The sequence below is a fragment of the Mesorhizobium sp. WSM4837 genome (assembly GCF_055811435.1).
Window position 1 is genome coordinate 31,019 of record NZ_JBVVQE010000021.1, and the last position, 24,900, is coordinate 55,918.

A 24,900-nucleotide genomic window follows, 5' to 3' on the forward strand; every position below is an offset into this window, starting at 1 on the left:
GTTTCGATAACCCGAAACGATCAAAGGCCGGGCATTTGCCCGGCCTTCTAAAAACTAGTCAACGTTTTTTGACGCGGTTACTTGATGCGGGCGACGCCGCCAGAGATTTCGATTGTTTCCGAACCGGTCAGCGCTTCGAGGTCGCCATTCGGCATGGTAACGAAACAGCCGGTCGGGCAGAATTCAGCGGTTTCGCCGGCGGCCAGCGCCAGCTCCGTCTTGCCACCGCCTTCGGTCACGACGAGTGTGCGGGTCTCGGCGTCCTTGTTGGTGGCGCTGGCGGCAAAGGCTGAACCGCCCACGGCAAGAAAAGCGATGGCGGCGACGAGCGACTTCCACATTTGCAGTATCGGTGTTGCCACCGCCTCTGTTGCATTTCGCAAGGCATTCCCGCCCTTTGCATGTGAGCTTATATGAGATGCCAGCTGAACGGCAACTGAATGCCGCATTCATGCCGCAATTGCTTTGGCTGCGTCGGAAGCGCAGGTATCAGCCGTTCGCAGGCCGGCTGAATATCAATAAACCCTAATCGGGATCCGGCTTGCGGGTCTTGCGCCCGGATCTGGCCAGACGTTTCGTCTCGGCCACGGCTTCCGCCTTTGCTTGCTCCTGTTCGGCAAAATCGACTTCGATCTTGTCGTCATCGATCGGCCACGCCTCATGCTTCTTGGTCTCGACGACGGCGCGCGGCGCCGACGGAATTTCGATATGCTGATCGGCGAACTCGTCGAGGACGGCAAACCGAATGTCGTTCTGCACGATGTTGCCGTTCATCACGTCGGCCAGGAACACACGGATTTCGAATTCGAGAGCGGCCGCCCCGAAATTGGTGAACAGCACGAAGGGTTCCGGATTTTTCAGCACCAGCGGATGGCCGCGCGCAATCTCCAACAGCACAGCATGGGCCTGCTTGACGTCGCTGCCGTAGGCGACGCCGACCTTGATGTCGATGCGACCGAGCTTGTTGCGGTGCGTCCAGTTGCCGACCGCATTGTTGATCAGGTTTGAATTGGGCAGGATCACCGACTGCCGCTGGAACGTCTCGATCTCGGTAGCGCGCACGCTGATCTTCTTGACCGTGCCGCTGATCTCACCGGCGACGATCCAGTCGCCGACCTTGAACGGCCGCTCGGCCAAGAGGATCAGGCCGGAGACGAAGTTGGAGACGACATTCTGCAGGCCAAAGCCGATACCGAGCGACAGGGCGCCGGCGACAAGCGCCAGGTTGGAGAGATCGATGCCCGCCGCCGAGACGCCGACGAGGGCTGCGAGCGCGACGCCGGCATAGCCGACCGCCAGCCGGATCGAGTTGCGCACGCCGGTATCGACCTTGCCGCGCGCCATCACCGAGCCGTCGAGCCAGCCCTGGAACCAGCGCGTCAGGAAATAGCCGATGATGAAGACGACGATGCCGGTGAGGATGCCGGTCACCGAGATCGTCACGGAGCCGACGGTGAGGCCCGTCGCCAGCTTGTACGCCCAGGCCTCGATGTCGCCGGGCTGGAAGCCCCACATCAACAGGATCATCGGCAGGAACACCAGCACGATCATCAGGTTGATGGCGACGCTGACGACCAGGCCGAGCTGGTCGAGCGCGGACTCCTCATAACTGGAATTGGTCGATAGCCAGCGCCCGATCGACGTGTTGGCAAAGCCACCTTCCTCGCTGATCGCCCGCGCTGACAGGAAGCCGATATAGGCGGTCACCAGAATGGTACCGGTGACCACGACCTGCAGCGAGACGAAGATGGCAAGGCCGATATAGCCGAGCAGCGCCGTGGCAATGGTGAAAAGGCCTAGCGCGACAGCGGTGTAGCGCAGCCACGCCGGCCAGGGGCGCCAGCTTCCGTCGGTGGCCTTGAACGGCTTCAGCAGCGCCATCAGGATCAGGATGATGCCGACGATGACGGTGGCGACAAAACTTCTGGCGATGGTCAGCGACAGCGGCGAGCCCATCGTGTCGTTGACCACCGACAGGAAATAGTTGACGCCGATCACTACCGCCATGGCGGTCGTCAGCCGCACCAGCCAGCGTGCCGGGCCTGATTCAACGGGGATGAGCCGCCAGTTCGGCAGCCGCGGCTCCAGCGTCGCATTGGCCAGTCGGTTGACGCAGAACACCACCGCGATGACCCCGACCAGCGCCTTCAGGAACACGCCAATGTCGCCGCGCAACACATTGTAATAGTTGAAAAAGAACACGGTCGAGACCAGGAAGACGCCGACCGCCAGCGTCGGCAGCAATGTCGACCAGAACGCCACCGACAACCGGCTGAGATAGGACGGATCTTCGACCGACGGGTCCGCTTCGAAGATACGCCCGAACAAACGCCGCCCACCGACAAAAAGCACCGCCGCCAGGGAAAGCGCCGTCAAGGTCGCGGCCAGCACGGCCTGGAACTTGAACTTGAAGACAAAGGCCAGCCACGACGACACTGCCTTGTTGAAGCCGGTAAATTCACCATTGGCATCGGAAATGACTTCAGGGCTCAACGCGTCGGACAGCACGTAGCGCTTGGTGAGCAGATTGCGAAACAGCTCGCTGCGCATATTGGCGATCTTGGCGATGAGGCCGCTGATTCGGATCGACAGGTTTTGCGCCGCGGCGATGACAGCATTGATCTCGGCCTTTTCGGACGCCAGCGCCTGGCGTTCGCTGGTCACGATGTCGGGTTCGGGTGGCTGGCCCGCGGCCGGCGGCGCCGCGAGCTGATCGAGCCTTGCGTTGATCTCCGAAAGGCGCGGGCGGAAGACAAGCGCGCTGTCCAGCGCACCTCGCGACATTTCCTCGAGCTGCAGGCGGATGTCGACAAGGCTGGCGTCGTCGTCACCGTCCTCCTGGATTTTCTTTTCGAGATTGTCGGTCCTCGTCGTCAGGTCCTGCAGGATTTTCTGCTGGTCGGCGACCACTCCAGAGGCAGCCTGCTCAAGCCCCTGCGCCGCCGCATCAAGCGACAGCGGCGCCGAGGCGACGATCGCCAGGACCAGAACGAAGCGGAGCAGTCGGAAAAGCATGATCGTTTGGCGACTCACAGGCGGTAAGGCGTTCTAAAGCTCGCCCTTGATAAAGACGCTGATACCGGGGAGCAAGCCGTCCCGCCCTGCCGCCCTTCGGAGTCGGCCAGTCGAAAAGCGATGGCGCAATATTGGCTTTGCGGCAGCGGCCTGCTCTATAATGTGCCGCATCGCCCAAAACGGCTGACGAAAAGCCAGAACGGACAACAAAAAGAATGGCGGAATATTCGGCCTTCTCGCTTCTCAAAAATGCGCTGACCGGCAACAAGGACTGGAAACCGGCCTGGCGCAAGCCGGACCCGAAGGCGTCCTACGACGTGATCGTCATCGGCGGTGGCGGCCATGGCCTGTCGACCGCCTATTATCTCGCCAAGGAGCACGGCATCACCAACGTGGCAGTGCTGGAAAAGCGCTGGCTCGGCTCCGGCAATGTCGGCCGCAACACGACAGCGGTCCGCTCCAACTACCTGCTGCCTGCCAACACGCGCTTCTACGAACATTCGATGAAGCTGTGGGAGAACCTGTCGCACGACCTCAACTACAACGTCATGTTCTCGCAGCGCGGCTGCCTCAACCTCGCGCACACGCCGGCCCAGTTCGACGATTTTGCCCGCCGGGGCAACGCCATGCGCCATCTCGGCGTCGACGCCGAACTGATGACCACGGCCGAGATCGCGCGCCTGGTGCCGGCGCTGGACGTCTCCGCCACGGCGCGCTTCCCAATCGTCGGCGGCCTGATGCAGCGGCGCGCCGGCACCGCCCGCCACGATGCCGTCGCCTGGGGCTATGCGCGCGGCGCCGACCGCCGCGGTGTCGATATCATCGAGAATTGCGAGGTCACCGGCTTCCTGCGCGACGGCGACCGCATATCAGGCGTCTCGACGTCGCGCGGAGATATCCGCGCCAGGAAGGTGGCGGTCGCGGTGGCCGGCAGCACCGGGCAAGTCATGCGGCTCGCCGGCATCGATACGATGCCGATCGAGAGCCACGTGCTGCAGGCTTTTGTGACGGAATCGCTGAAGCCGTTCATCAACACAGTCCTGACTTTCGGCATGGGCCATTTCTACATGTCGCAGTCGGACAAGGGCGGCCTTGTCTATGGCGGCGATCTCGACGGCTACAACAGCTACGCCCAGCGCGGCAGTTTGCCTGTTGTCGATGAGGTGATGAGCGAGATGCTGGCGCTGTTTCCGGTTCTCGCCCGGGTTCGCATGCTGCGCTCCTGGGGTGGCGTCTGCGACATGTCGATGGACGGTTCTCCCATCATCACCACCGGCCCGCTGCCGGGCATGTATCTCAACTGCGGCTGGTGCTACGGCGGCTTCAAGGCGACGCCGGCCTCCGGCTGGTGCTTTGCGTGGACCATAGCCAAGGATGAACCGCACGACATCAACGCGCCCTTCACGCTGGATCGCTTCCATCGCGGCCTGGTGATCGACGACAAGGGCCAGGGCGCGACGCCGCGGCTGCATTAGACCATGATCCCGAACCGCAGGTCGGCGTAACAAAGAGTGGAAACCGGTTTTCGGCCAAGATCATGGTCAAACGAGAAGATACAATCGCATGCTGATTACCTGCCCCTATTGCGGCCCGCGCGACGTCATCGAGTTCACCTATCAGGGTGACGGCAACCGCGAGCGCCCTCAGCCTGCCTCGCAGGACCTCGATGCCTGGAACGCCTATGTCTATGACCGATTGAACCCGGCGGGTGACCACAACGAGATCTGGCAGCATTCCGGCGGCTGCCGCGCCCATCTCAGGGTCGTGCGCAACACGCTGACACACGAGATCTCCAGCGTCGCGTTCACGCGCGGCGACCACAAAGTGGCTGCCCGGCACAAGGCGGAGGGCAAGTCATGAGCCCGCGCCGCACCGATGCCGGTGGCCGGATCGACCGGCTGCGAACCATCCGGTTCACCTTCGACGGCGCGCCTTACACCGGCCATGCCGGCGACACGCTTGCCTCAGCGCTGCTGGCCAATGGCGTCACCCTGTTCGGACGCTCGTTCAAATATCACCGTCCTCGCGGGGTGCTGACGGCAGGCATCGAGGAACCGAACGCCCTGGTGACGGTGTTGCGGGGCGAGGTTCGCGAGCCCAACATCGCCGCGACCATGGTCGAGATCCATGATGGGCTGACCGCCGTCAGCCAGAACCGCTTTCCATCGCTGGCCTGGGATGTCAGCGCCGCCAACCAGCTCGGCGGCAAGCTTCTGTCCGCCGGCTTCTATTACAAGACCTTCATGGGGCCCGCGATCGGCCCGCTGAAGAGCACGCGTTTCTGGATGTTCTGCGAGCATTTCATCCGCCGCGCCGCCGGTCTCGGCCGCGCCGGGACCGCTGCCGACACGGCGCGTTACGAGCGCATGAACGCCTTCTGCGATGTGCTGGTGGTCGGTTCCGGTCCGGCCGGACTGATGGCCGCCAGGGCAGCCGCCGATCAGGGCGCGCGTGTCATCCTCAGCGAACTCGAACCGCATTTCGGCGGCTCGGCCAACTGGTCGGGCGAGACGATCGACGGGATGCCCGGGGCCGACTGGGCAGCGCGAGCCGCCGGCCAGCTCGAAGGCTATGACAATGTCCGCCTGCTGCCACGCACCACGGTCTGGGGCTATTACGACGGCAACACGCTCGCCGCGCTTGAACGGGTTGCCGACCACAAGGAGAGACCCGGCAAGGGCGAACCACGCCATCGCTACTGGATCATTCGCGCCAAGTCGGTGGTGCTGGCCACCGGCTCCTTCGAGCGGCCGCTGGTGTTTCCGGGCAACGATCGGCCGGGAGTGATGCTGGCGCATGCCGCCGAGCGCTACGCCAACGAGTACGGCGTGCTGGCGGGCAACAGGATCGCACTGTTCACCAACAATGACAGCGCCTATCGCTCCGCCCTGGCGCTGAAGAAGGCCGGCGCGGCGATTGTCGCGATCGTCGACGTGCGGCCGGAGCTTTCGAGCGAGATGCGCGAGCTCGCCGATGAAGCGGAAGCCAAGATCCTTTTCGGTCACGCCGTGGTCGCCACCGAAGGCGGCAAGGCGCTGTCCGGCGTCAAGGTGCAGGGCTTCGACATGGTCAACGGCGCGCTTGCCGGCGAGGCGCGCAGCATTCAAGCCGACTGCCTGCTGATATCGGGAGGCTGGTCGCCGACCATCCATCTGGCCAGCCAGGCCGGCGCCAGGGCGGAATGGAATGCCGCCAGACAAGCCTTCCTGCCACCGAAGCCAACCCAGCAATGGCCAACACAGCGATGGCCAACACAGCAATGGATTGGCGCCGGCGCTTTCACCGGCAGCTTTTCCACCGCCGAGGCAATCGCCGAAGGCCGCGCCGCCGGGCTTTCGGCGGCAGGTGGAACAGGTGCGCCAACGGTCCTGCCGGTCGTCGAAGCCGCACCCGGCGGTCCCGACCCGGCCCCGGTGTTCGAGATCAGGGCCGATGGAAAAAGCTTCGTCGATTTCCAGCACGACGTGACGGCGGAGGATGTACGGCTGGCGCATCGGGAAGGCTTTGTCTCGGTCGAGCATTTGAAGCGCTACACCACGCTCGGCATGGCGACCGACCAGGGCAAGAGCTCCAACATACCCGGCCTCGCCATCATGGCCGAGGCGCTGGGCAAGCCGATTCCCGAAGTCGGCACGACACGCTTTCGCCCACCTTTTTCGGCCGTGTCGATCGGCTCACTGGCCGCGGAGCGTTTCGGCGACTTGAGGCCCGAACGACTGACGCCGATGCATGACTGGCACGTCGCCAACGGCGCGACCATGTATTCAGCCGGCCTCTGGTATCGCCCGATGATTTATGGCCATCCCGGCGAGACAATCGAGCAGGCCTATGTGCGCGAAGCCAGGGCGACGCGGGAGAGCGCCGGCATCGTCGATGTCTCGACGCTGGGCAAGATCGCCGTGCAGGGCCCGGACGCGGCGGAATTCCTCGACCGGGTTTACACCAACATGTTCTCGACATTGGCCGTCGGCAAGGCCCGCTACGGGCTGATGCTGCGCGAGGACGGCCTCGCCTTCGACGACGGCACGACGTGGCGGCTCGGCGAACTGGACTTCCTGATGACCACCACCACCGCCAATGCCGGCAAGGTGATGCAGCATCTGGAGTATTTCCTCGACGTCATCTGGCCGGAGCTGAAGGTCCATGTCACCTCGGTGACCGACGAATGGGCGGGTGCGGCGATCGGCGGGCCTAGGGCGAGAGAGATCCTTGCTGCTTGCGTCACCGGCACCGCCGTCGACAACGCAACCCTGCCTTTCATGGGTATCGTGCACGGCAAGATATCAGGCGTGCCGGTGATGATCTGCCGGCTTTCCTTCTCCGGCGAAATGGCCTTCGAAGTCTACTCCGGCGCCGGCTACGGCGCCGATGTCTGGGAAGCCTTGATCGAAGCCGGCAAGCCGTTCGGACTGGTGACCTACGGGCTTGAGGCGCTTGGCACGTTGCGCATCGAGAAAGGCCACGTCACCGGCGCCGAGATCGACGGCCGCACCACCGCACGCGACCTGCATCTCGACTGGATGCTGTCCAGGAAGAAGCCCTTCATCGGCTCGGCGATGATGGATCGCGAGGGCCTGATCGCGCCCGGCCGCCTGGAACTCGTCGGCCTGATTTCGCTGGACAACCAGCCGCTCAACGGCGGCGCGCACATCGTCGAAGCGCTTGACGAAGCCAATCCGCACGATTCCATCGGCCACATCACCGCTTGCTGTTATTCGCCGGCGCTCGGCAAGTACATCGCGCTCGCTCTGGTCAAGGACGGCAAGGCACGGCGCGGCACGCGCGCCCATATCTCCGATCCTCTGCGCAACCGGTTCGGCCCGGTCGAGATCGTCTCCAATCACTTCTTTGATCCGGACGGGAGCCGCATGCATGGTTGAGCGCCAATCCCCGCTTGAGCTGGAGCTGCGCACCGGCTCGCATGGCGATTTCGAACACGGCATCGAGGTCATCCTCTCCGAAACCAGGCCGGGATCGATCCTGCAGCTCGCAGCCTGGCCGGGCCAGGAGAAGGCGTTGATAGCAGGCATTCGCACCGTTACCGGCCTTGCGCTGCCCGACGGCGCTGGCGCCGGCAGCACCAACGGCGTGAGGTCGGTGTTCGGATTTGCACCGGGAAAATTCACCGTGGTCGACGAAGCCGAGGGCTTGGCATCGGCCTTTGCCAATGTCGTCACCCCTGATATCGGCACGGTGACCGACCTGTCGCACGGCCGCACCGCGATCCGCATCGCCGGACCGAAGGCGGAATGGGTGCTGGCAAAGTTCTTCGCCATCGACTTCGCGCTGCCGGCCTTCCCGGTCGGTGCCGGCCGCTCGACCATGCATCATGATGTCTTCGCCCAAATCCAGCGCACCGGCGCCGACCAGTTCGACATCTATGTGTTCCGCTCGTTTGCGCGCTCGTTCTGGAAGGCGCTCTGTCACGCCAGCGAGGAAGTCGGCTACGAAGTGCAGTAGACCGACGCGGCGCGTCGTCACCACGCTTGGCGTCACCTCAACTGGCGAACGTCACCCACTCTTCCAGCGGCGCGCGGTCGGTGCGGAACGCGTTTTCGGGCTTGGATGTGTCCTCACGGCCAAGCGCCATGCCACAGACGACGATCTCCGCGTCGGGAATGTTGAGCACCGACCTGATCTGCTTGTGATAGGGTGCAAAGGCCGCCTGCGGGCAGGTGTGCAGACCCCTGCCCCGCGCCGCCACCATGATGTTCTGCAGGAACATGCCGTAATCGATCCACGAGCCCTTGTTCAGCCGCCGGTCAACGGTGAAGATCATGCCGACCGGTGCGTCGAAGAAGACGAAGTTGCGGTCGTGCTGCGCGCGCATCCTGTCGACCTCACGCCGGCCGATGCCGAGCACGCTGTAGAGGCCGAAGCCGTTGGCTCGCCGCCGGGTCAGATAGGGCTCGAAGAACTGGTCGGGATAGTAGCGATACTCGTCCCACTCGGCCTTTTCGGCGCGGATGCCGGAGTTGAGGATGGCGTCGCTGATCCGTTGCTTGACCTCGCCCTTGGTGACGTAGACCCGCCAGGGCTGCATGTTGGTGCCCGAAGGCGCACGCGCGGCAACGGCGAGTATGGCGCGGATCATCTCGTCGTCGACCATGTCGGGCAGGAACGCCCGCACCGAACGGCGCGACGTGATCGCCTCGTCGACGATCGCCGCGCCATCCGTAATCTTAGTCCTGTTTTCCAGCATGGGCGTCCCTTTGCGCGTGCCCCGGAAACCGGAATCGATTCCGGAAAGGATACATGCGCCGTCTAGAAATGAGAGAGCACCATTGCGGTCCAATTTGACGCATGGCGCTCTAACGCAAGCCTCGACCGGACGCCCTCACTCGCCGTTCGTGGCCGAGCCTTTGCCTGAACCGTCAAAACGGCGCAAGCAAATCTTGTGGCCTCATGAAAATTCTCTTGATTTTTTCACGAACCTGACCCCTGATGAAATTTGCCCTCAATTTTTCACCAAGGGGGACTTTTCACCAGACAGATTTTTACCGAGAAAAAAGCTTTGACTTCAACCGCCGTCAGATCGGAGCAGGAAAACCGCGAACGGCTGCTGGCCGGCGATATCAGGGCGCTGCGCAGGGCGCGCGGGCTGACGCTTGCCGAGACCGGCCTGAAGCTCGGCCGCTCGGTCGGCTGGGTCAGTCAGGTCGAGCGCGGCCTGTCGATACCGTCGCTTAGCGATCTCAGAGGCTTCGCGGAATTGTTCGGCGTGCCGGTCAGCCTGTTCTTCAGCCACGACGTGCCCGTCGAGAACGAGCGCGGCGTGGTCGTGCGCGCCGGCAGCCGCCGCACGCTTGGCACAAGCGATTCCGGCCTGGTGGAGGAGCTTCTTTCGCCCGATCTCGGCGGTAGCTTCGAGATGCTGCGTTCGGTCTTCGCGCCGGGTGCTGAACTGAAGATCGAAGCCCGCCGGCCGACGGAGGAAGCCGGATATGTCGCTTCCGGCAGCTTCGACATCGAGATATCAGGCGTCTGGCACCGGCTTGGCGAAGGCGACTCCTTTCGCTTCGACGGCAAGCCGTTCCGCTGGCGCAATCCCGGTGCGGAGCCGGCGGTGGTCATCTGGGTGGTTTCGCCACCTGTCTACTAGAGGTCTGGAGAAGAATATGGCCGGTTTGCCGACCACGGCACGTGTGGTGATCATCGGAGGCGGTGTCGTGGGTGCGTCGGCGCTCTACCATCTCGCCAAGGCGGGCTGGACCGACTGCGTGCTCCTGGAAAAGAACGAGCTCACCTCCGGCTCGACCTGGCATGCGGCAGGCAACGTGCCGACCTTCTCCTCGTCATGGTCGTTGATGAACATGCAGCGCTATTCGACCGAGCTCTATCGCGGGCTGGCCGACGCGGTCGGCTATCCCATGAACTACCATGTCACCGGCTCGCTCAGGCTGGCCCATACAGCCCAGCGCATGCAGGAGTTTCAGCGCGCCAAGGGCATGGGCCGCTACCAGGGCATGGACATCGATGTGGTCGGGCTCGACGAGATCAAGCGCCGCTACCCGTTCATCGAAACGCATGAATTGAAGGGCGCGCTCTACGATCCGAGCGACGGCGACATCGACCCGGCGCAGCTGACCCAGGCGCTGGCCAAGGGCGCCCGCGACCTGGGCACGAAGATCATTCGCTTCTGTCCGGTCACCGGCGTGCGCCGCGACAAGGACGAGTGGGTGGTCGAGACCGCGCAGGGCGAGATCCGCTGCGAGATCGTCGTCAACGCCGCTGGCTACCGTGCGGCCGAAGTCGGCAGGATGTTCGGCCGCGACGTGCCGATGATGGTGATGAGCCATCAATATATCCTGTTCGAGGAAATCCCCGAACTGGCCGCGTGGTCGAAGGAGCAAGGCAAGAAACTGCCGCTGCTGCGCGACGTCGACACCTCCTATTATCTGCGCCAGGAAAAGAACGGCATGAATCTCGGTCCCTATGAGCGCAATTGCCGTGCCCATTGGGTCGGCCACAACGATCCGATGCCAGACGATTTTTCGTTCCAGCTGTTCCCCGACGATCTCGACCGGCTCGAGGACTATCTGGCCGATGCCGTCGCCCGCGTGCCGATTCTCGGCACCGCCGGCCTGTCCAAGGTCATCAACGGCCCGATCCCCTACGCGCCGGACGGCAACCCGCTGATCGGCCCGATGCCCGGCGTGCCGAACGCCTTCGAGGCGTGCGTCTTCACCTTCGGCATCGCCCAGGGCGGCGGCGCCGGCAAGGTGCTGGCCGAATGGGTGACTGAAGGCCAGACCGAATGGGACATGTGGTCGTGCGATCCGCGCCGCTTCACCAGCTTTGCCTCGGCCCCGGATTACTGCGTCGCCAAGGGCATGGAAATCTATGGCAACGAATACGCCATCCAGTTCCCGCGCCATGCCTGGCCGGCAGGCCGCGACCGCAAACTGTCGCCGATCCACGATCGCATCAAGGCGCTCGGCGCTTGCTTCGACGCCTACAATGGCTGGGAGCGCGCCACCTGGTACGCGCAAGCCAGCGACGACGTCTCGGAAACCGCGACGCTGACCTTCCGCCGCGACGGGCCGTGGCAGGATCGCGTGCGCGAAGAATGCCTTGCCGTGCGCGATGCCGCCGGCATTTTGGACCTGCCCGGGTTCTCCCGCTTCAATCTCGACGGTCCGGGCGCGGCCGACTGGTTGAGCCAACAGATCACCGGCCTGGTGCCGAAACCCGGCCGCATCGGCCTGGTCTATTTTGCCGACGACAAGGGCCGCATCGTCACCGAAATGTCTGCCGTTCGCCACGACGAGAATTTGATGACGCTGATCACCGCCGCGGTGGCGCAATGGCACGATTTTGAATGGCTGAAATGGCGCATGCCGAAGGACGCCTCGTTCAGGCTGGTCGACCGGACCGAGGAATACGCAACGCAGATCCTCGCCGGGCCCAATTCGCGAAAAATCCTCGCCGATGTCTGCGCCGCCGACCTTGCCCTGCCCTGGCTGACCCACCAGGAGACGACAATTGCCGGCCGTTGGGCAAGGCTGTTGCGTGTGTCCTTCGCCGGCGAACTCGGCTGGGAAATCCACACCAGGATCGACGACACCGCCACCGTGTTCGACGCCGTCTGGGCGGCAGGGCAGAAGCATGGGCTGAAGCCGTTCGGCATGTACGCGCTGGATTCATTGCGGCTTGAAAAATCCTATCGCGCCTGGAAAGGCGACCTGTCGACCGACTATTCGATCCTGCAGGGTGGGCTGGAGCGTTTCGTGAAATGGGACAAGCCGGATTTCCGTGGCAAGGCGGCGCTGCAAAACGAGAAGCAGCAGGGCGTGAAGAAGCGCTTTGTCACGCTGGTCGTCGAAAACCCCGGCGACTGCGACGCGCCAACCATGTCGACGCTGTGGCATGACGGCCGGATCGTCGGCGAGACGACGTCCGGCGGCTGGGGCCATCGGATCGACAAGTCGATCGCGCTCGGCGTGCTGCGCGCCGACCTGACTGAGCCGGGAACTGCGGTCGAGGTCGAGATCTTCGGCGAGCGCTTCAAGGCGGTCGTGCAGAAGGACGAACCGCTGTGGGATCCAACCAACGAGAGGTTGCGCGCATGAATTCAGTCATTCTCACCGACGGCGGCATGGGCCAGGAACTGGTCCGCCGCAGCAGCTCCGATCCCACCCCGCTATGGTCGGCCAGGGTGCTGATCGACGAACCGGACCTGGTGCGCGACCTGCATGCGGAGTTCATTCGGGCCGGCGCCCGCGTCATCACCATCAACACCTATTCAGCAACCCCCGAGCGGCTGGCGCGCGAGGGCGCGGAAGAGCTGTTCAAGCCGCTGCAGCAGCGCGGCATAGAACTGGCAAGGCAAGCGCGCGACCAGGCCGGCGACGCGGCAATCGCCGGCTGCCTGTCGCCGCTGTTCGGCAGCTACGCACCGGCCCTGACGATATCCTTCGAGGATACGCTCGACATCTACCGCCGCATCGTTGCCGAGCAGGCCGACGGTGTCGATCTGTTCCTGTGCGAGACCATGGCGTCGGCCGAGGAGGCGCGCGCGGCTGTCACCGCCGCGTCGGAAAGCGGCAAGCCGGTGTGGGTGTCGTGGACGCTCGCCGATCACGGCGCGCCGCGGCTGCGCAGCGGCGAAACCATAGCGGCGGCAGCAAGAGCTCTCGACGGCCTGCCGGTCGCAGCCAGGCTGATCAATTGCTGCCGGCCCGAAGCCATTGCTGCAGCGCTGCCCGAACTGATCGCTCTCGGCGGGCCGGTTGGCGCCTATGCCAACGGCTTCACCTCGGTCGAGGCGCTCAAGCATGGCGGAACGGTGGAAGTGCTGCACGCCCGCCACGACCTCGATCCGGATGCCTATGCCGACCAGGCGGTCGGCTGGGTCGAGGCCGGCGCCGACATCGTCGGCGGCTGCTGCGAAGTCGGGCCGCCTCATATCGCGGCCCTGCGCGACCGGCTCGAACAGGCCGGCTACGAAATTTCGGGAGTAGCATAATGCCCAGACCGTCATCGCGCATTTCCGGCATCGTGCCTTCCGGCAAGGACGGCTGGGAGGTCCATTTCGCCGCCTGGACGCGCAAGCAGGCCGGCGAGGACATCATCATGCTGTCGGTCGGCGACCATGATTTCGACACGCCGACGCAGACGATCGAAGCCTGCGTGACCGCGGTTCGCGCCAGCAATCACCACTATACCCCGCTTGCCGGCATTCCGCGCCTGCGCCAGGCCATGGCGGCGGCCTCGACCGCCTGCACCGGCGTTACGACCAACCCCGACCAGGTCATCGCCACACCGGGCGGGCAGGCGGCACTTTACGCGGCGGTGCAGGCCGTTCTCGACCAGGGCGACCATGCCATTGTGGTGGCGCCCTATTACGCGACCTACCCCAACACCTTCAGTGGGGCGGGCGCCGATTTCACCGTGGTCGAGACACCCGCCGAGGATGGTTTCCAGCCGCGCGCCGCCGACATTCGCGCAGCACTTCGGCCGAACACCCGCGCCATCCTCATCAACACGCCGAACAACCCGACGGGTGCCGTCTATTCGCGCCAGCGGCTGGAAGAGCTGGCGCAGATCTGCCGGGAGCATGACCTCTGGCTGCTGTCGGACGAGGTCTATTGGACGCTGGGCGGCGGCGAGCACGTCTCGCCGCGTTCACTGCCAGGCATGGCGGAACGCACGCTGGTCATCAATTCCATGTCGAAGAGCCACGGCATGACCGGCTGGCGGATGGGCTGGCTGAGCGGGCCCGAACAGATGATCTCGCTGCTGACCAACCTCAATCTGGTGACCACCTACGGCCTGCCGGCGTTCATCAGCCTCGCTTGCGCCGAGGCGCTGGAAAACGGCTATGGCGTCAAGGAGATCGCCGAACGCTATGCCGCACGGCGCAGCGTCGTCCTCGATGCCATGCGCGGCATGAACAACATCACCGTGCGCGGCTCCGAAGGCGGCATGTATGTCATGCTCGATATCTCGGCTCTCGAGCCGGACGACGAGAAATTCGCCTGGGCTCTGCTCGACAAGGAAAAGGTCGGCGTCATGCCCGGCTCGAGCTTCGGCGAGGCCGCCGCCGGCCATATTCGCGTCAGCCTCTGCCAGCCCGAGGCGGTGCTTCTGGAAGCAACCCTTCGCTTGCGCCGCTTCGCGTCCAGCTACCGCCGCGAGGCCGCATGAGCGCCCTGCCCCAGAAAACCATTCTGACCAAAACCAATCCGCCCAAAACCATTCCTCCCAAGGCGAGGGCCGTCATCATCGGCGGCGGCGTCTCCGGCTGCTCGGTCGCCTATCATCTGGCCAAGGTCGGCTGGACCGACATCGTGCTGCTCGAGCGCAAGCAGCTGACATCGGGCACGACATGGCACGCCGCCGGCCTGATCGGCCAGTTGCGCGGTTCGCAGAACATGACGCGGCTGGCGAAATATTCGGCCGACCTCTACGTCAGGCTGGAGGCCGAGACCGATGTCGGCACCGGCATGCGCCAGGTCGGTTCGATCACCGTGGCGCTGACCGAGGAACGCAAGCACGAGATTTATAGGCAGGCGTCGCTCGCCCGCGCGTTCGATATCGACGTGCGCGAGATTTCGCCAAACGAAGTCAAGCAGATGTACCCGCATCTTAATGTTTCCGATGTGGTCGGCGCCGTGCATCTGCCGCTCGACGGCCAATGCGACCCGGCCAATATCGCCATGGCGCTGGCCAAGGGTGCGCGCCAGCGCGGTGCGACGATCGTCGAGAATGTGAAGGTCACCAAGGTTCACACGAGGAATGGCTGCGTCACCGGCGTTTCCTGGATGCGGGGCGACGAGCAAGGCATGATCGAGGCCGATGTCGTCGTCAATTGCGCCGGGATGTGGGCACGCGAGCTTGGCGCCCAGAACGGCGTCAGCATCCCGCTGCATGCCTGCGAGCATTTTTATCTCGTCACCGAACCGATCCCCGGCCTGACCCGGCTGCCCGTGCTGCGCGTGCCGGACGAGTGCGCCTACTACAAGGAAGATGCCGGCAAGATGATGCTCGGCGCCTTCGAGCCGGTGGCCAAGCCGTGGGGCATGGACGGCATAAGCGAAGATTTCTGCTTCGACCAGTTGCCCGAGGATTTCGAACATTTCGAGCCGATCCTCGAAATGGGCGTCAACCGCATGCCGATGCTGGCCAGCGCCGGCATCCACACTTTCTTCAACGGCCCCGAGAGTTTTACGCCTGATGATCGCTATTATCTCGGCGAGGCGCCGGAGCTGTCCGGCTACTGGATGGCGACCGGCTACAACTCCATCGGCATCGTCTCCTCAGGCGGCGCCGGCATGGCGCTGGCGCAATGGATCAACGATGGCGAAGCACCCTTCGATCTGTGGGAGGTCGACATCCGCCGCGCCCAGCCGTTCCAAAAAAACCGCCGCTATCTCAGAGAGCGCGTCTCCGAGACGCTCGGCCTGCTCTACGCCGACCATTTTCCGTACCGGCAGATGGCGACCTCTCGGAACGTCAGGCGCTCCCCGCTCCATGAACATCTGAAGGCACGCGGCGCGGTGTTCGGCGAGGTTGCCGGCTGGGAGCGGGCCAACTGGTTCGCGCGTGAGGACCAGGAGCGCGAGTACCGTTATTCCTGGAAACGGCAGAACTGGTTCGACAACCAGCGCGACGAACATCTGGCGGTCCGAAACGGCGTCGGCCTGTTCGACATGACCTCGTTCGGCAAGATCCGTGTCGAGGGCCGCGATGCCTGCGCCTTCCTGCAGAGGCTTTGCGCCAACGACATCGACGTGGCGCCGGGCAAGATCGTCTACTCCCAGATGCTCAACAAGCGCGGCGGCATCGAGAGCGACCTTACCGTCTCGCGGCTATCGGAAACGGCTTACTTCCTCGTCGTGCCGGGCGCCACGCTGCAGCGTGATCTCGCCTGGTTGAAAAAACATCTCGCCGATGAATTCGTCGTCATCACCGATGTCACCGCGGCCGAGGCCGTGCTCTGCCTGATGGGCCCGGATTCGAGGCAGCTCATTCAAAAGCTGAGCCCGAACGATTTCTCCAACGAAACCAATCCGTTCGGAACGTTTCAGGAGATTGAAATCGGCATGGGGCTGGCCCGCGCCCATCGCGTCACCTATGTCGGCGAGCTCGGCTGGGAGCTTTATGTCTCGACCGACCAGGCCGCACATGTGTTCGAGGCGATCGCTGAGGCCGGCGCCGATGTCGGCCTAAAACTTTGCGGCCTACACACGCTGGATTCCTGCCGCATCGAAAAGGCCTTCCGGCATTTCGGCCACGACATCACCGACGAGGACAATGTGCTGGAGGCAGGCCTTGGATTCGCAGTGAAGACTGCCAAGGGCGATTTTCTTGGCCGCGATGCCGTGCTGCGAAAAAAAGAAACCGGATTGAACCGCCGGCTGTTGCAGTTCCGCCTGAAAGACACGCAACCCTTGCTCTTCCACAACGAAGCGATCCTGCGCGACGGCAAGATTGTCGGCCCGGTCACCTCGGGCAATTACGGCCATCATCTCGGCGGCGCCGTCGGCCTCGGCTACGTGCCTTGCCAGGGCGAGAGCGAGGCGGATGTGCTGTCGTCTTCCTACGAGATCGAGATCGCCGGCGAGCGCTTCGCCGCGGAAGCGTCGCTGAAGCCGATGTATGATCCGAAGGCGGAAAGGGTGCGGATGTAGCCCTTTTTCCTTCGCCCCGTTTACGGGGAGAAGGGGGCCCGAAGGGCCGGATGAAGGGGCGGCACAAGTCTTGCCAGGTTCACGCTGCCCCTCATCTGCCTGCCGGCATCTTCTCCCCGTGAACGGGGAGAAGGACGCTCATCTCTCAAAACCGCTCCAGTTTCGCCCGCACTTTCGCAAGGAAAGCAGCCCGGCTCCCGGGTGTCGACGCATCCATCAGGTAGTGCGCCAGAAAGAACGTCCTGCAGCGGGTGGCGCACAGCGCCCGCATGCCGCGCAGGATTGTCTTGCGTCCCGGCTGGCCGACGACGACGCTCCACCAGGTCGGTGCGCCGCAGGTCGTGATCACCCCGATCTTCGTCACATGCCTCACCAGTGACTGGATCCGTCCCTTGCCGGCCGGCAGTCGGAAGGCGACGTCGGTCGCCCACACCCGGTCGAGCCAGCCCTTCAGCATTGCCGGCAGCCCGTACCACCATGTCGGATAGATGAAGAGGATTGCCTGGGCCCAGTTGAGATTTTCTATATGCGGCTTGAGCGCCGGATCCTGCGGGGCGTGCTCGTTATAGGAGCGTCGCTCGTCGCAGCCCATGACCGGGTCGAAATTTTCCGCATAGAGGTCGAGCAGCCGCACCTCCCAGCCTCTCGCCTTCAGCACCTCGATGACACTATCGCGGATCGCGGCGCAAAAGCTTTCCGGGACCGGATGGCAATAAACCACCAGGACCCGCATCAGAAGGCATCCATGCTGGCGGCGACCTTCGCCGTAAATCTCTTCCGCGTTTCATCGGTCGACAGGTTCATCGAATAATGCGCGAGATAGGACACCGAGGCGCCTGGCTTGACCGTAGCGCACAATACACGCTTGACCAGCTTGCGCGGCGGGTCGCCCATCAGCATGGCATGGAGCCGGCTGCCGCCATAGGTGGTGACCGCCGCCATCTTGCGGATGTTGTGCAGCGAAGGCTGCACCTTGCCATTGACCAGCTTGAACGAGACGCCGGGCAGGAAGACGCGGTCGAAAAAGCCTTTCAGGATCGCCGGATAGCCGTAGTTCCACACCGGAAACGACAGCACCAGCGCCTCTGCCCGCAGCAGGCGCTCGACATAGGGCGCTGCCGGATCACCGGCGCCGCGCTCGTCGTGATAACCGAGCCGCTCGGCCCGTGTCAGCCGCGGGTCGAAATCCTCGGCATAGAGATCGCAGTCGTCGACGGTGTGACCGGCGGCCGTCAGCCGCTCGACGATCGTCCGGTGCAGACCGGCGTTGAAGCTGGTTTCGACCGGGTGGGCATAGAGCACGAGGATTTTCACCGAAGACCTCGCAGGTCAGCGCGACAGCGCCACACGCTCGTCATCGTTCACTCCGCCTTCTGCAGCCCCTTGAACAGGAACGACTTGCCCGAGCGATAGTCGTAGTCAGGGTTCTCCCAGGCGATCATCTTGCCGGGATTGAGCAGCCCTTGCGGATCGGTCTCGCGCTTGAAGGCGAGCTGCACCTCGTCCGTCTGCTTCATGCCGCCCTCTTCCAGCGTGTAGCGGTGCGGATTGAAGACCCAGCAGCCATTGTCTTCATGGATGCGGATGATCTCGTCGAGCCGCTCCGCCGTGGTGAAGCGGACCAGCGGCAGTCCAGCGACGCCGATCGCGCCGTCGAAGCGGATGAATTCGAGATGAACCGGCACCTCGTCGCCGAAGCGGTCGATCATCGCCTTGACGTAAGCGAGGTGATCCGGCGAGGGATAGCGGGTCTGCAGATAGGTAATATCAGGGTCGACCCTGATGGCGCGCAGCGTCGTGTGGTTCCAGGTTAGCTCATAGGCCGGCGGCAAGCCCTTGAGATCGGCCTCCTTGTCGGCGCGGAAGACGATCTCGCCCTTGCTGCGCGCCGTGAGGGCAACAAAGGCGTCCATCGCCTGCGGCGCGATCATGCAGACGACGATGCTTTGCTCGCGCCGGAAGAATTTCTGGTGCCGCTTGAAATAGTCGTAGGGGATCGGAGCGGCGATCGGCGTGATCAGCTTCGCCAGGATGCCGTCCTGGATGGCGAGATCGTTGCCGAAGCCGGCCGCATCCATGAAATCGTCGAAGCCGACGATGACATCGATCCAGTCATAAGCAGCGGTCAGCGGCATCTCGACCTCGGTGATGATGCCGTTGGTGCCGTAGGCATGCATCACCTTCAGCACCTCCTCACCGGCAAGATCCATGATGCGAGGCTCCGCCTCCATCGTCACGGTCCTGAGCCGGATGACGTTGCCGAGGTCGCGCAGCCCGCCCCAGCGGATCGAGCCGATGCCGCCCGAGCCGCCGGCAACGAAGCCGCCGATCGAAGCGGTGTTATAGGTCGACGGCGACATCCGAAGCTCCTGGCCGGAATGGGCGCGCGTCGCCCTGTCGATGTCGGCGAGGACGGCACCTGGACCGGTCACGACGCGACCAGGCGATATCGTCTTGATCGTATTCATCTCGGCGAGATTGAGCACGACGCCGCCGGACAAGGGCATCGCCTGACCGTAATTGCCGGTACCGCTGCCGCGCGGCGTCACCGGAATGCCATGCCGGTGGCACGCGGCAAGCACGCGGATCACCTCGAGTTCGGTCTTTGGCGTCACGATCAGGTCGCCGGTGACATGGTCGAGCTGTTGCTTGAGCACCGGGCTGTACCAGTAAAAATCGCGGCTCTTCTGCTGGACAATCGCCGGATGGTCGTCGATCTTCAGACCGTCGAGATCGCGTTTGAGCGCAGCCAGGTCCATCATCGCACCATCAGATCGTCGAGTTCGGCATAGTCGGGCAATTGGCGCTCGATGGCGCGGCCATCACGCACCACGGTGCGATCCGATTCGGGCCGCGACAGCATTTCCGTCCAGCTCCGTCCCCTAAAAACGACGAAGTCGGCAGCGCCGCCGGCGGCAAGCGTGCCAAAACCGTCGAGCCGCATCACCCTGGCCGGCGTCGAAGTCACCGCTTGCGGCCAGTCGCCGACCGGGTGATCGAAATGCAGGATACGCGTCGCCATGCGATAGACCTCCAGCATGTCGAGATCGCCATAGGCGTAGAACGGATCGCGGGTGTTGTCGGAGGCGACGGCGACGGGAATGCCGCGCGCCTTCATCTCGTGCAGCAGCGTCACGCCGCGCCAGCGCGGCGTGGTCTTGTCGCCGCGCCGGTCCTGCAGATAGAGATTGCACATCGGCAGCGACACCACGGCGAGCCCCGCCTTCGCCATCTTGTCCAGCGTGTCGAGCACGTCGAGCTCGGGCTGGCGTGCCAGCGAGCAGCAGTGGCCGACGAGGATGTTTCCCTCAAACCCGTTCCACAGCGCCGCCTCGGCGATCTTCTTCAGCGAGATCGCCGAGATGTCGTCGGTCTCATCGGCATGGAAATCGAGGTCGAAGCCATGCTTGATCGCCTGCGCGAAAACCCGATCGAGAAGTTCTTCCAGATCCGGCAGCATATAGGTGACGACGCCAAGCACGCCGTTGGCCGCAGCGACGCGTTTGGCCAAGCTTTCGAACCATTTCTTGTCGCGCACGCCTTCGATGCCGAGCAGGCAGGCGGCCTGCAGCTCGATGCGGCCACGCCATTTCTCCCGTACCGTCTCGAACACCGGCCAGGAGATCTCCTCCTGCGGTGCGACGCTGTCGAGATGGGTGCGCAAAGCCCTGGTGCCGTGCGCGTAGGCGCAGCGCAGCGAAAAATCCATGCGGCGAGCGACGTCCTCGGCGCTCCAGCGGGCAGCACGGTCGGCGCCGGTGGCGTTCAGCGCACCCATGAAGGTGCCGTCCGGATTGGGTTTTCGAGGCCAGATATGGCCTTTGTCGATATGGGTGTGGCAGTCGACGAAGCACGGCATGACGATACGGCCGCCGAGGTCGACGGCGCCTGCGGGTGTGTTGGACCGGCGATTCGCGACGATGCTGGCAATCCTGCCGTCGGCGACGGCGATGTCGGCGAGTGCAAAGCCGTCGCTGTCATAGGCAGCGGCAAGGTCCGGCGTCAAAGATGAATGAAGCCGGACGTTGGAAAGTACGAATTGGCCGGTTTCGGGAATAATTTCTGAGGTCATCGCTGCCCCTCATCTGCCTGCCGGCATCTTCTCCCCGTGAACGGGGAGAAGGGGGCTGACGGCAGCCTTGACGCTCGTTCTGCGACGCTGGTGGTTGGCGAAACCGCCGATGAAAGCGCCCGTCTCCCCGTCTCTATACGGGGAGAAGTGCCCGGCAGGGTGATGAGGGGCAGCGCCAACGACGAAAAGGACGCCAGGCAGTTTTTGCCTTGAGCACACAACACCATCATCGCTCCTGCTTCAGCGCACTCTCGTGCCAGCGTCGCAGGATCAGGTGCGAGATCAGCGACAGCACCAGGAAGATCAAAATGCCGGTGAACGAGATCAGAATCAGCGCCGCAAACAGCCGCGGTGCGTTGAGCCGGTAACCGGCCTCGATGATGCGCGAAGCCAGCCCCGACGACTGTCCCTGGGCCCCGGCGACGAACTCCGCCACCACCGCGCCGATCAGCGACAGGCCGCCGGCGATCTTCAGCCCGCCGAGGAAATACGGCATCGCCGCCGGCAGGCGCAGATAGCGCAATTGCTGCCAGCGGGTTGCGCCGTTGAGCTTGAACATGTCGCGCAGGTTGCGGTCGACGGAGTTGAGGCCGAGCGTCGTGTTGGACAGAATCGGGAAGAAGGCGACGATCCAGGCACACAGCAGAAGCTTCGTCGTCTGGTTGTCGACATAGATGTTGATCAGCGGGAAGATCGCGACGATCGGCGTCACCTGCAGCACGATCGCAAACGGGAAGAACGACATCTCGACCCATTTCGATTGCGTAAACAGCACCGCCAGCCCGACACCGCCGATGACGGCCAGAAGCAGGCTGAGAAAGGTGATCCTGAGCGTCACCAGCAGCGAGGAGAACAGCAGCCCGGCATCGTCGAACAGCGTTTGCAGCACCACAGCGGGGCGCGGCAGGATATATTTCGGGATGTCGTTCCAGACGCAGATGCGGTCCCACAGCCAGATCGCCAGGACCATGATCGCCAGCGGCAGCAGCCATCGGCCGATCCGCTCGAGCCGCTCCTGGCGCACGCGACGCGCCTCCTCTGGATCCAGGTTTACGGCAGTATGATCAATGGCCGTCATGATGCGGTCCGGCGGTTGAGTTGATGGCGCCGATCAGCACATCGGACGCCTGGCGGCAGAGCGCGGCATAGGCGGGCGAGGTGCGGAAGGCTTCGTTGCGCGGATAGGACGCATCGATGGCGAGTTCTTTGAAGACCCTGCCCGGCCGCGCCGCCATGACGACGACGCGGCTGGAGAGGAAAACGCTTTCGAAGACGCTGTGGGTGACGAAGACGACGGTAAAACGCTCGTCCTGCCACAGTTCCAGAAGATCGTTGTTGAGCTTGAAGCGGGTGATCTCGTCCAATGCCGCAAATGGCTCGTCCATCAAAAGCACGCGCGGCTTGGTCACCATGGCGCGGGCGATCGAGACGCGCATCTTCATGCCGCCGGACAATTCGCGCGGCACGGCTTTCTCGAAGCCGGTCAGATGAACCCGCGCCAGCATCTCCATCACGACAGGCGCAGCCTTGGCCCGCGACATGCCCTTCAGCCTGAGCGGCAGCCAGACATTGTCGAAGACGTCGGCCCACGGCAGCAGCGTCGGTTCCTGGAAGACGAAGCCGATGTCAGAGCGATCGGCAGCGCTGCTGCCGCGCCAGTCGAGCAGGCCGGAGGTCGGCGTTGCAAGACCGGCGATGAGGCGCAAGGCCGTCGACTTGCCACAGCCGGACGGGCCGAGAAGGCTGAGGAAGTCGCCTTCCCGGATCGCCAGGTCGACGTCGCTGAGCGCAGTCACGCCGTTGGAAAAGACCTTGCCGACGCCGCGCAGCGCCAGCAGCATCGGACCTTTGCCCGATGCGCTTGCCGGCGCTTGCGCCACTTTCTCCTGCATCATGCCCGGGTGCTATTTCTTCAGCTCGATCCCGACGCCCTTGTTGACGAAGGCCAGTGTGTAGGACTTTTTGATGTCGACGTCGGCCGGCACGACCTTGGCCTTGACCATCTTGTCGTAGAAGCTCTGGATGCGCGCGTCGGTCATCGCGCCGATGCCGAGTTTTTCCGTATCGCCGGAATCGACGATGCCGAATTTCTTCATCTGCTCGATCGAGAACGCGATCTGCTCGTCGCTGATGTCGGGGTTGTCCTTCTTGATCGCCGCGTTGGCGGCAGCGTTGTCGCCGTAGAGATAGTTGTACCAGCCCTTGGCCGAGCCATCGACGAAGCACTGAACCACCTCCGGCCGCTTGTCGATCGTCGCCTGCATGGTCTCGATCGTCGTCGCATAGGTGTCGAAGCCGTAGTCGGCGAGCAGGAACAGATTGGGCTGGAAGCCGCCTTCCTTGGCGACGGCGAAGGGCTCCGAGGTCACGTAGCCTTGCTGGATCGACTTCGGATTGGCGATGAAAGGTGCGGGGTTGAACGTATAGGGCACGCGCTTGGCCGGATCGAAGCCGAACTCCGTGATCATCCACTGGAAGTAGCTCTGTGCACCTTCGTCGCCAATAATGTACTGGTCCGCATTCTTCAGATCCTCCCATCTGTCGAGCCCCTGACCCGGATGGCTCATGATCACCTGCGGCTCTTTCTGGAACGAGGCGGCGACGACGCGCAGCGGAATCTCCTGCTGCACCGCATCGAAGGCCTGCAGCATGTTGCCGCCCATGTAGAAGTCGATCTTGCCGGCAAGCAGCAGCGGCCGGCCGCTGACCTGCGGTCCACCTTGCATGATCGTCACGTCGAGCCCGCAGGCGGCATAGGTGCCATCAGCCACCGCCTGATAATAGCCGCCGTGCTCGGCCTGGGCGAGCCAGTTGGTGCCGAAGGTGATCTTCTCGTTTGCTGCCGCGTTCAGCGTGCTTGCGGCAAGCAGCACGATCGCGCCAGCCGAAATCTTGAGTTTTCCGTCCATTCACACCACCCTCAGTTGACTCCGGCGCGCCGCGCGCCGGGCTCGACACCATCGATCGAAGAAGCAAGACACATGCCATCGCCCGGAGCGCCCGCCTTGCGCAACAGTGGGGCGCGAAAGCCGGACTGGTCATGCCGTACCGGGGGCATCGTGCCTATTTTTTGAACGCCTGTCCATAATCGCCCTGATAGTATGCACTGCATCTTGAAGGCTCGCCTGATCCGGCTTTACGCTGGCAGTCAGACCGGAGATTTTCATGTTCAAATTCCTGACGCCGAAGTCGATCAAGCCGCCCTTTGCCCGCTACAGCCATGGCGTCGAGGTGCCGCCCGGCAAGCGGCTGGTGCTGTGTTCTGGCCAGGTCGCCATCACTGTGGACGATCAGATCCCGGAGGATGCCGGCGCGCAGGCCGAGCTCTGTTTTCAAAACATCGCAGCGATTCTCGGCGACGCCGGGCTTGGACTTTCCGACATCGTGCGCATCAACGCCTATGTCACCGATCGCGTCTTTCTGAAACCCTATATGGACGTTCGCGATCGCCTGTTCACCAGCCCGGCGCCGGCATCGACGCTAATGATCGTGTCCGGCTTCGCGCGGCCGGAATTCAAGGTCGAGATCGAGGTCGTCGCGGCAGGGTGAGGAGCCGGCTGGAATCGACAGGCCGTTGATCTCCAGTTACACGACAAAGGCTGGTGCTGCCCCTCATCCGCCTGCCGGCACCTTCTCCCCGTATAGTGACGGGGAGAAGGGAAGCGCTCCAACGCTGGC

At 63.6% G+C, this 24,900-nt stretch carries 20 protein-coding genes; 10 read left to right on the forward strand and 10 right to left on the reverse strand.

The window, feature by feature from the left end:
• Positions 1-77 precede the first annotated feature (77 nt).
• Together AC0L3D_RS14675 and AC0L3D_RS14680 are read right to left on the reverse strand one after the other, a co-directional pair.
• Positions 78-341 carry a hypothetical protein gene (locus AC0L3D_RS14675; protein WP_023798910.1) on the reverse strand — a complete coding sequence of 88 codons (264 nt, stop codon included), beginning with the start codon at positions 339-341 and terminating at the stop codon, positions 78-80.
• 184 nt (positions 342-525) lie between these two features.
• Positions 526-3,015 (reverse strand): mechanosensitive ion channel family protein, encoded by a 2,490-nt coding sequence (locus AC0L3D_RS14680; protein WP_128166922.1) that lies wholly within the window; start codon positions 3,013-3,015, stop codon positions 526-528.
• 215 nt (positions 3,016-3,230) lie between these two features.
• Here AC0L3D_RS14680 and AC0L3D_RS14685 point away from each other — a divergent pair, with 215 nt between their 5' ends.
• From AC0L3D_RS14685 to AC0L3D_RS14700, 4 genes are all read left to right on the forward strand, one after another.
• Complete coding sequence (locus AC0L3D_RS14685) at positions 3,231-4,490, forward strand: sarcosine oxidase subunit beta (RefSeq protein WP_473644751.1); 1,260 nt, start codon at positions 3,231-3,233, stop codon at positions 4,488-4,490.
• An 88-nt stretch (positions 4,491-4,578) separates the two neighbouring features.
• On the forward strand, positions 4,579-4,875 hold the full coding sequence (locus AC0L3D_RS14690) for a sarcosine oxidase subunit delta (protein ID WP_128166926.1): 297 nt from the start codon (positions 4,579-4,581) through the stop codon (positions 4,873-4,875).
• Positions 4,872-7,895, forward strand: a complete 3,024-nt coding sequence (locus AC0L3D_RS14695) for a sarcosine oxidase subunit alpha (RefSeq protein WP_473627243.1) — start codon at positions 4,872-4,874, stop codon at positions 7,893-7,895. The genes AC0L3D_RS14690 and AC0L3D_RS14695 overlap by 4 nt, the downstream gene beginning before the upstream one ends.
• Positions 7,888-8,475 (forward strand): sarcosine oxidase subunit gamma, encoded by a 588-nt coding sequence (locus AC0L3D_RS14700; RefSeq protein WP_473522147.1) that lies wholly within the window; start codon positions 7,888-7,890, stop codon positions 8,473-8,475. Before AC0L3D_RS14695 ends, AC0L3D_RS14700 begins: the two co-directional genes overlap by 8 nt.
• A gap of 37 nt (positions 8,476-8,512) precedes the next feature.
• Here the strand turns inward: AC0L3D_RS14700 and AC0L3D_RS14705 are convergent, their stop codons facing one another.
• Positions 8,513-9,217 carry a nitroreductase gene (locus AC0L3D_RS14705; protein WP_473627242.1) on the reverse strand — a complete coding sequence of 235 codons (705 nt, stop codon included), beginning with the start codon at positions 9,215-9,217 and terminating at the stop codon, positions 8,513-8,515.
• A 312-nt stretch (positions 9,218-9,529) separates the two neighbouring features.
• On the opposite strand from AC0L3D_RS14705, the gene AC0L3D_RS14710 reads away from it, so the two are divergent.
• Genes AC0L3D_RS14710 through AC0L3D_RS14730 form a run of 5 tightly spaced genes read left to right on the forward strand, consistent with a single transcriptional unit; the run spans position 9,530 to position 17,150 of the window.
• A complete protein-coding gene (locus tag AC0L3D_RS14710) occupies positions 9,530-10,117 on the forward strand; it encodes a helix-turn-helix domain-containing protein (protein WP_287076036.1) in 588 nt (195 codons plus the stop codon).
• Between the two features lie 16 nt (positions 10,118-10,133).
• A complete protein-coding gene (locus tag AC0L3D_RS14715; protein ID WP_473627239.1) occupies positions 10,134-12,587 on the forward strand; it encodes a GcvT family protein in 2,454 nt (817 codons plus the stop codon).
• Positions 12,584-13,483 (forward strand): homocysteine S-methyltransferase family protein, encoded by a 900-nt coding sequence (locus AC0L3D_RS14720; RefSeq protein ID WP_128246497.1) that lies wholly within the window; start codon positions 12,584-12,586, stop codon positions 13,481-13,483. Before AC0L3D_RS14715 ends, AC0L3D_RS14720 begins: the two co-directional genes overlap by 4 nt.
• Positions 13,483-14,664 (forward strand): pyridoxal phosphate-dependent aminotransferase, encoded by a 1,182-nt coding sequence (locus tag AC0L3D_RS14725; RefSeq protein ID WP_473644754.1) that lies wholly within the window; start codon positions 13,483-13,485, stop codon positions 14,662-14,664. Before AC0L3D_RS14720 ends, AC0L3D_RS14725 begins: the two co-directional genes overlap by 1 nt.
• Entirely contained in the window at positions 14,661-17,150 is a 2,490-nt protein-coding gene (locus tag AC0L3D_RS14730; protein ID WP_473627237.1) for a GcvT family protein, read from the forward strand. Before AC0L3D_RS14725 ends, AC0L3D_RS14730 begins: the two co-directional genes overlap by 4 nt.
• A 145-nt stretch (positions 17,151-17,295) precedes the next feature.
• Here the strand turns inward: AC0L3D_RS14730 and AC0L3D_RS14735 are convergent, their stop codons facing one another.
• The 7 genes from AC0L3D_RS14735 to AC0L3D_RS14765 form a co-directional block, all read right to left on the reverse strand.
• The gene (locus AC0L3D_RS14735; RefSeq protein ID WP_473627236.1) at positions 17,296-17,883 is read right to left on the reverse strand and encodes an NAD(P)H-dependent oxidoreductase; all 588 of its coding nucleotides are present in this window, start codon (positions 17,881-17,883) and stop codon (positions 17,296-17,298) included.
• A complete protein-coding gene (locus AC0L3D_RS14740) occupies positions 17,883-18,464 on the reverse strand; it encodes an NAD(P)H-dependent oxidoreductase (protein ID WP_473627235.1) in 582 nt (193 codons plus the stop codon). The genes AC0L3D_RS14735 and AC0L3D_RS14740 overlap by 1 nt, the downstream gene beginning before the upstream one ends.
• Before the next feature lie 47 nt (positions 18,465-18,511).
• Positions 18,512-19,912 carry an FAD-binding oxidoreductase gene (locus tag AC0L3D_RS14745; protein WP_473615306.1) on the reverse strand — a complete coding sequence of 467 codons (1,401 nt, stop codon included), beginning with the start codon at positions 19,910-19,912 and terminating at the stop codon, positions 18,512-18,514.
• On the reverse strand, positions 19,909-21,222 hold the full coding sequence (locus AC0L3D_RS14750) for a cytosine deaminase (RefSeq protein ID WP_473644756.1): 1,314 nt from the start codon (positions 21,220-21,222) through the stop codon (positions 19,909-19,911). Before AC0L3D_RS14750 ends, AC0L3D_RS14745 begins: the two co-directional genes overlap by 4 nt.
• A 226-nt stretch (positions 21,223-21,448) precedes the next feature.
• On the reverse strand, positions 21,449-22,300 hold the full coding sequence (locus AC0L3D_RS14755; RefSeq protein ID WP_287230261.1) for an ABC transporter permease: 852 nt from the start codon (positions 22,298-22,300) through the stop codon (positions 21,449-21,451).
• Positions 22,287-23,117: an ABC transporter ATP-binding protein gene (locus tag AC0L3D_RS14760; RefSeq protein WP_287230263.1), complete on the reverse strand. Its 831-nt coding sequence runs from the start codon at positions 23,115-23,117 to the stop codon at positions 22,287-22,289. Before AC0L3D_RS14760 ends, AC0L3D_RS14755 begins: the two co-directional genes overlap by 14 nt.
• Positions 23,118-23,126: 9 nt before the next feature.
• Positions 23,127-24,131 carry an ABC transporter substrate-binding protein gene (locus AC0L3D_RS14765; protein ID WP_287230266.1) on the reverse strand — a complete coding sequence of 335 codons (1,005 nt, stop codon included), beginning with the start codon at positions 24,129-24,131 and terminating at the stop codon, positions 23,127-23,129.
• Positions 24,132-24,387: 256 nt separating this feature from the next.
• Here AC0L3D_RS14765 and AC0L3D_RS14770 point away from each other — a divergent pair, with 256 nt between their 5' ends.
• Entirely contained in the window at positions 24,388-24,771 is a 384-nt protein-coding gene (locus AC0L3D_RS14770) for a RidA family protein (RefSeq protein WP_287230269.1), read from the forward strand.
• Positions 24,772-24,900: the final 129 nt, after the last annotated feature.

Excerpts from the sequence above, each read along its gene's own strand:
- AC0L3D_RS14680 (WP_128166922.1), bottom strand. The coding sequence starts at position 3,015 with ATGCTTTTCCGACTGCTCCGCTTCGTTCTGGTCCTGGCGATCGTCGCC.
- AC0L3D_RS14720 (WP_128246497.1), top strand. The coding sequence starts at position 12,584 with ATGAATTCAGTCATTCTCACCGACGGCGGCATGGGCCAGGAACTGGTC.
- AC0L3D_RS14770 (WP_287230269.1), top strand. The coding sequence starts at position 24,388 with ATGTTCAAATTCCTGACGCCGAAGTCGATCAAGCCGCCCTTTGCCCGC.
- AC0L3D_RS14725 (WP_473644754.1), top strand. The coding sequence starts at position 13,483 with ATGCCCAGACCGTCATCGCGCATTTCCGGCATCGTGCCTTCCGGCAAG.
- AC0L3D_RS14715 (WP_473627239.1), top strand. The coding sequence starts at position 10,134 with ATGGCCGGTTTGCCGACCACGGCACGTGTGGTGATCATCGGAGGCGGT.
- AC0L3D_RS14705 (WP_473627242.1), bottom strand. The coding sequence starts at position 9,217 with ATGCTGGAAAACAGGACTAAGATTACGGATGGCGCGGCGATCGTCGAC.
- AC0L3D_RS14750 (WP_473644756.1), bottom strand. The coding sequence starts at position 21,222 with ATGACCTCAGAAATTATTCCCGAAACCGGCCAATTCGTACTTTCCAAC.
- AC0L3D_RS14755 (WP_287230261.1), bottom strand. The coding sequence starts at position 22,300 with ATGACGGCCATTGATCATACTGCCGTAAACCTGGATCCAGAGGAGGCG.
- AC0L3D_RS14730 (WP_473627237.1), top strand. The coding sequence starts at position 14,661 with ATGAGCGCCCTGCCCCAGAAAACCATTCTGACCAAAACCAATCCGCCC.
- AC0L3D_RS14735 (WP_473627236.1), bottom strand. The coding sequence starts at position 17,883 with ATGCGGGTCCTGGTGGTTTATTGCCATCCGGTCCCGGAAAGCTTTTGC.
- AC0L3D_RS14700 (WP_473522147.1), top strand. The coding sequence starts at position 7,888 with ATGGTTGAGCGCCAATCCCCGCTTGAGCTGGAGCTGCGCACCGGCTCG.
- AC0L3D_RS14745 (WP_473615306.1), bottom strand. The coding sequence starts at position 19,912 with ATGATGGACCTGGCTGCGCTCAAACGCGATCTCGACGGTCTGAAGATC.
- AC0L3D_RS14675 (WP_023798910.1), bottom strand. The coding sequence starts at position 341 with ATGTGGAAGTCGCTCGTCGCCGCCATCGCTTTTCTTGCCGTGGGCGGT.
- AC0L3D_RS14690 (WP_128166926.1), top strand. The coding sequence starts at position 4,579 with ATGCTGATTACCTGCCCCTATTGCGGCCCGCGCGACGTCATCGAGTTC.
- AC0L3D_RS14760 (WP_287230263.1), bottom strand. The coding sequence starts at position 23,117 with ATGATGCAGGAGAAAGTGGCGCAAGCGCCGGCAAGCGCATCGGGCAAA.
- AC0L3D_RS14685 (WP_473644751.1), top strand. The coding sequence starts at position 3,231 with ATGGCGGAATATTCGGCCTTCTCGCTTCTCAAAAATGCGCTGACCGGC.
- AC0L3D_RS14765 (WP_287230266.1), bottom strand. The coding sequence starts at position 24,131 with ATGGACGGAAAACTCAAGATTTCGGCTGGCGCGATCGTGCTGCTTGCC.
- AC0L3D_RS14695 (WP_473627243.1), top strand. The coding sequence starts at position 4,872 with ATGAGCCCGCGCCGCACCGATGCCGGTGGCCGGATCGACCGGCTGCGA.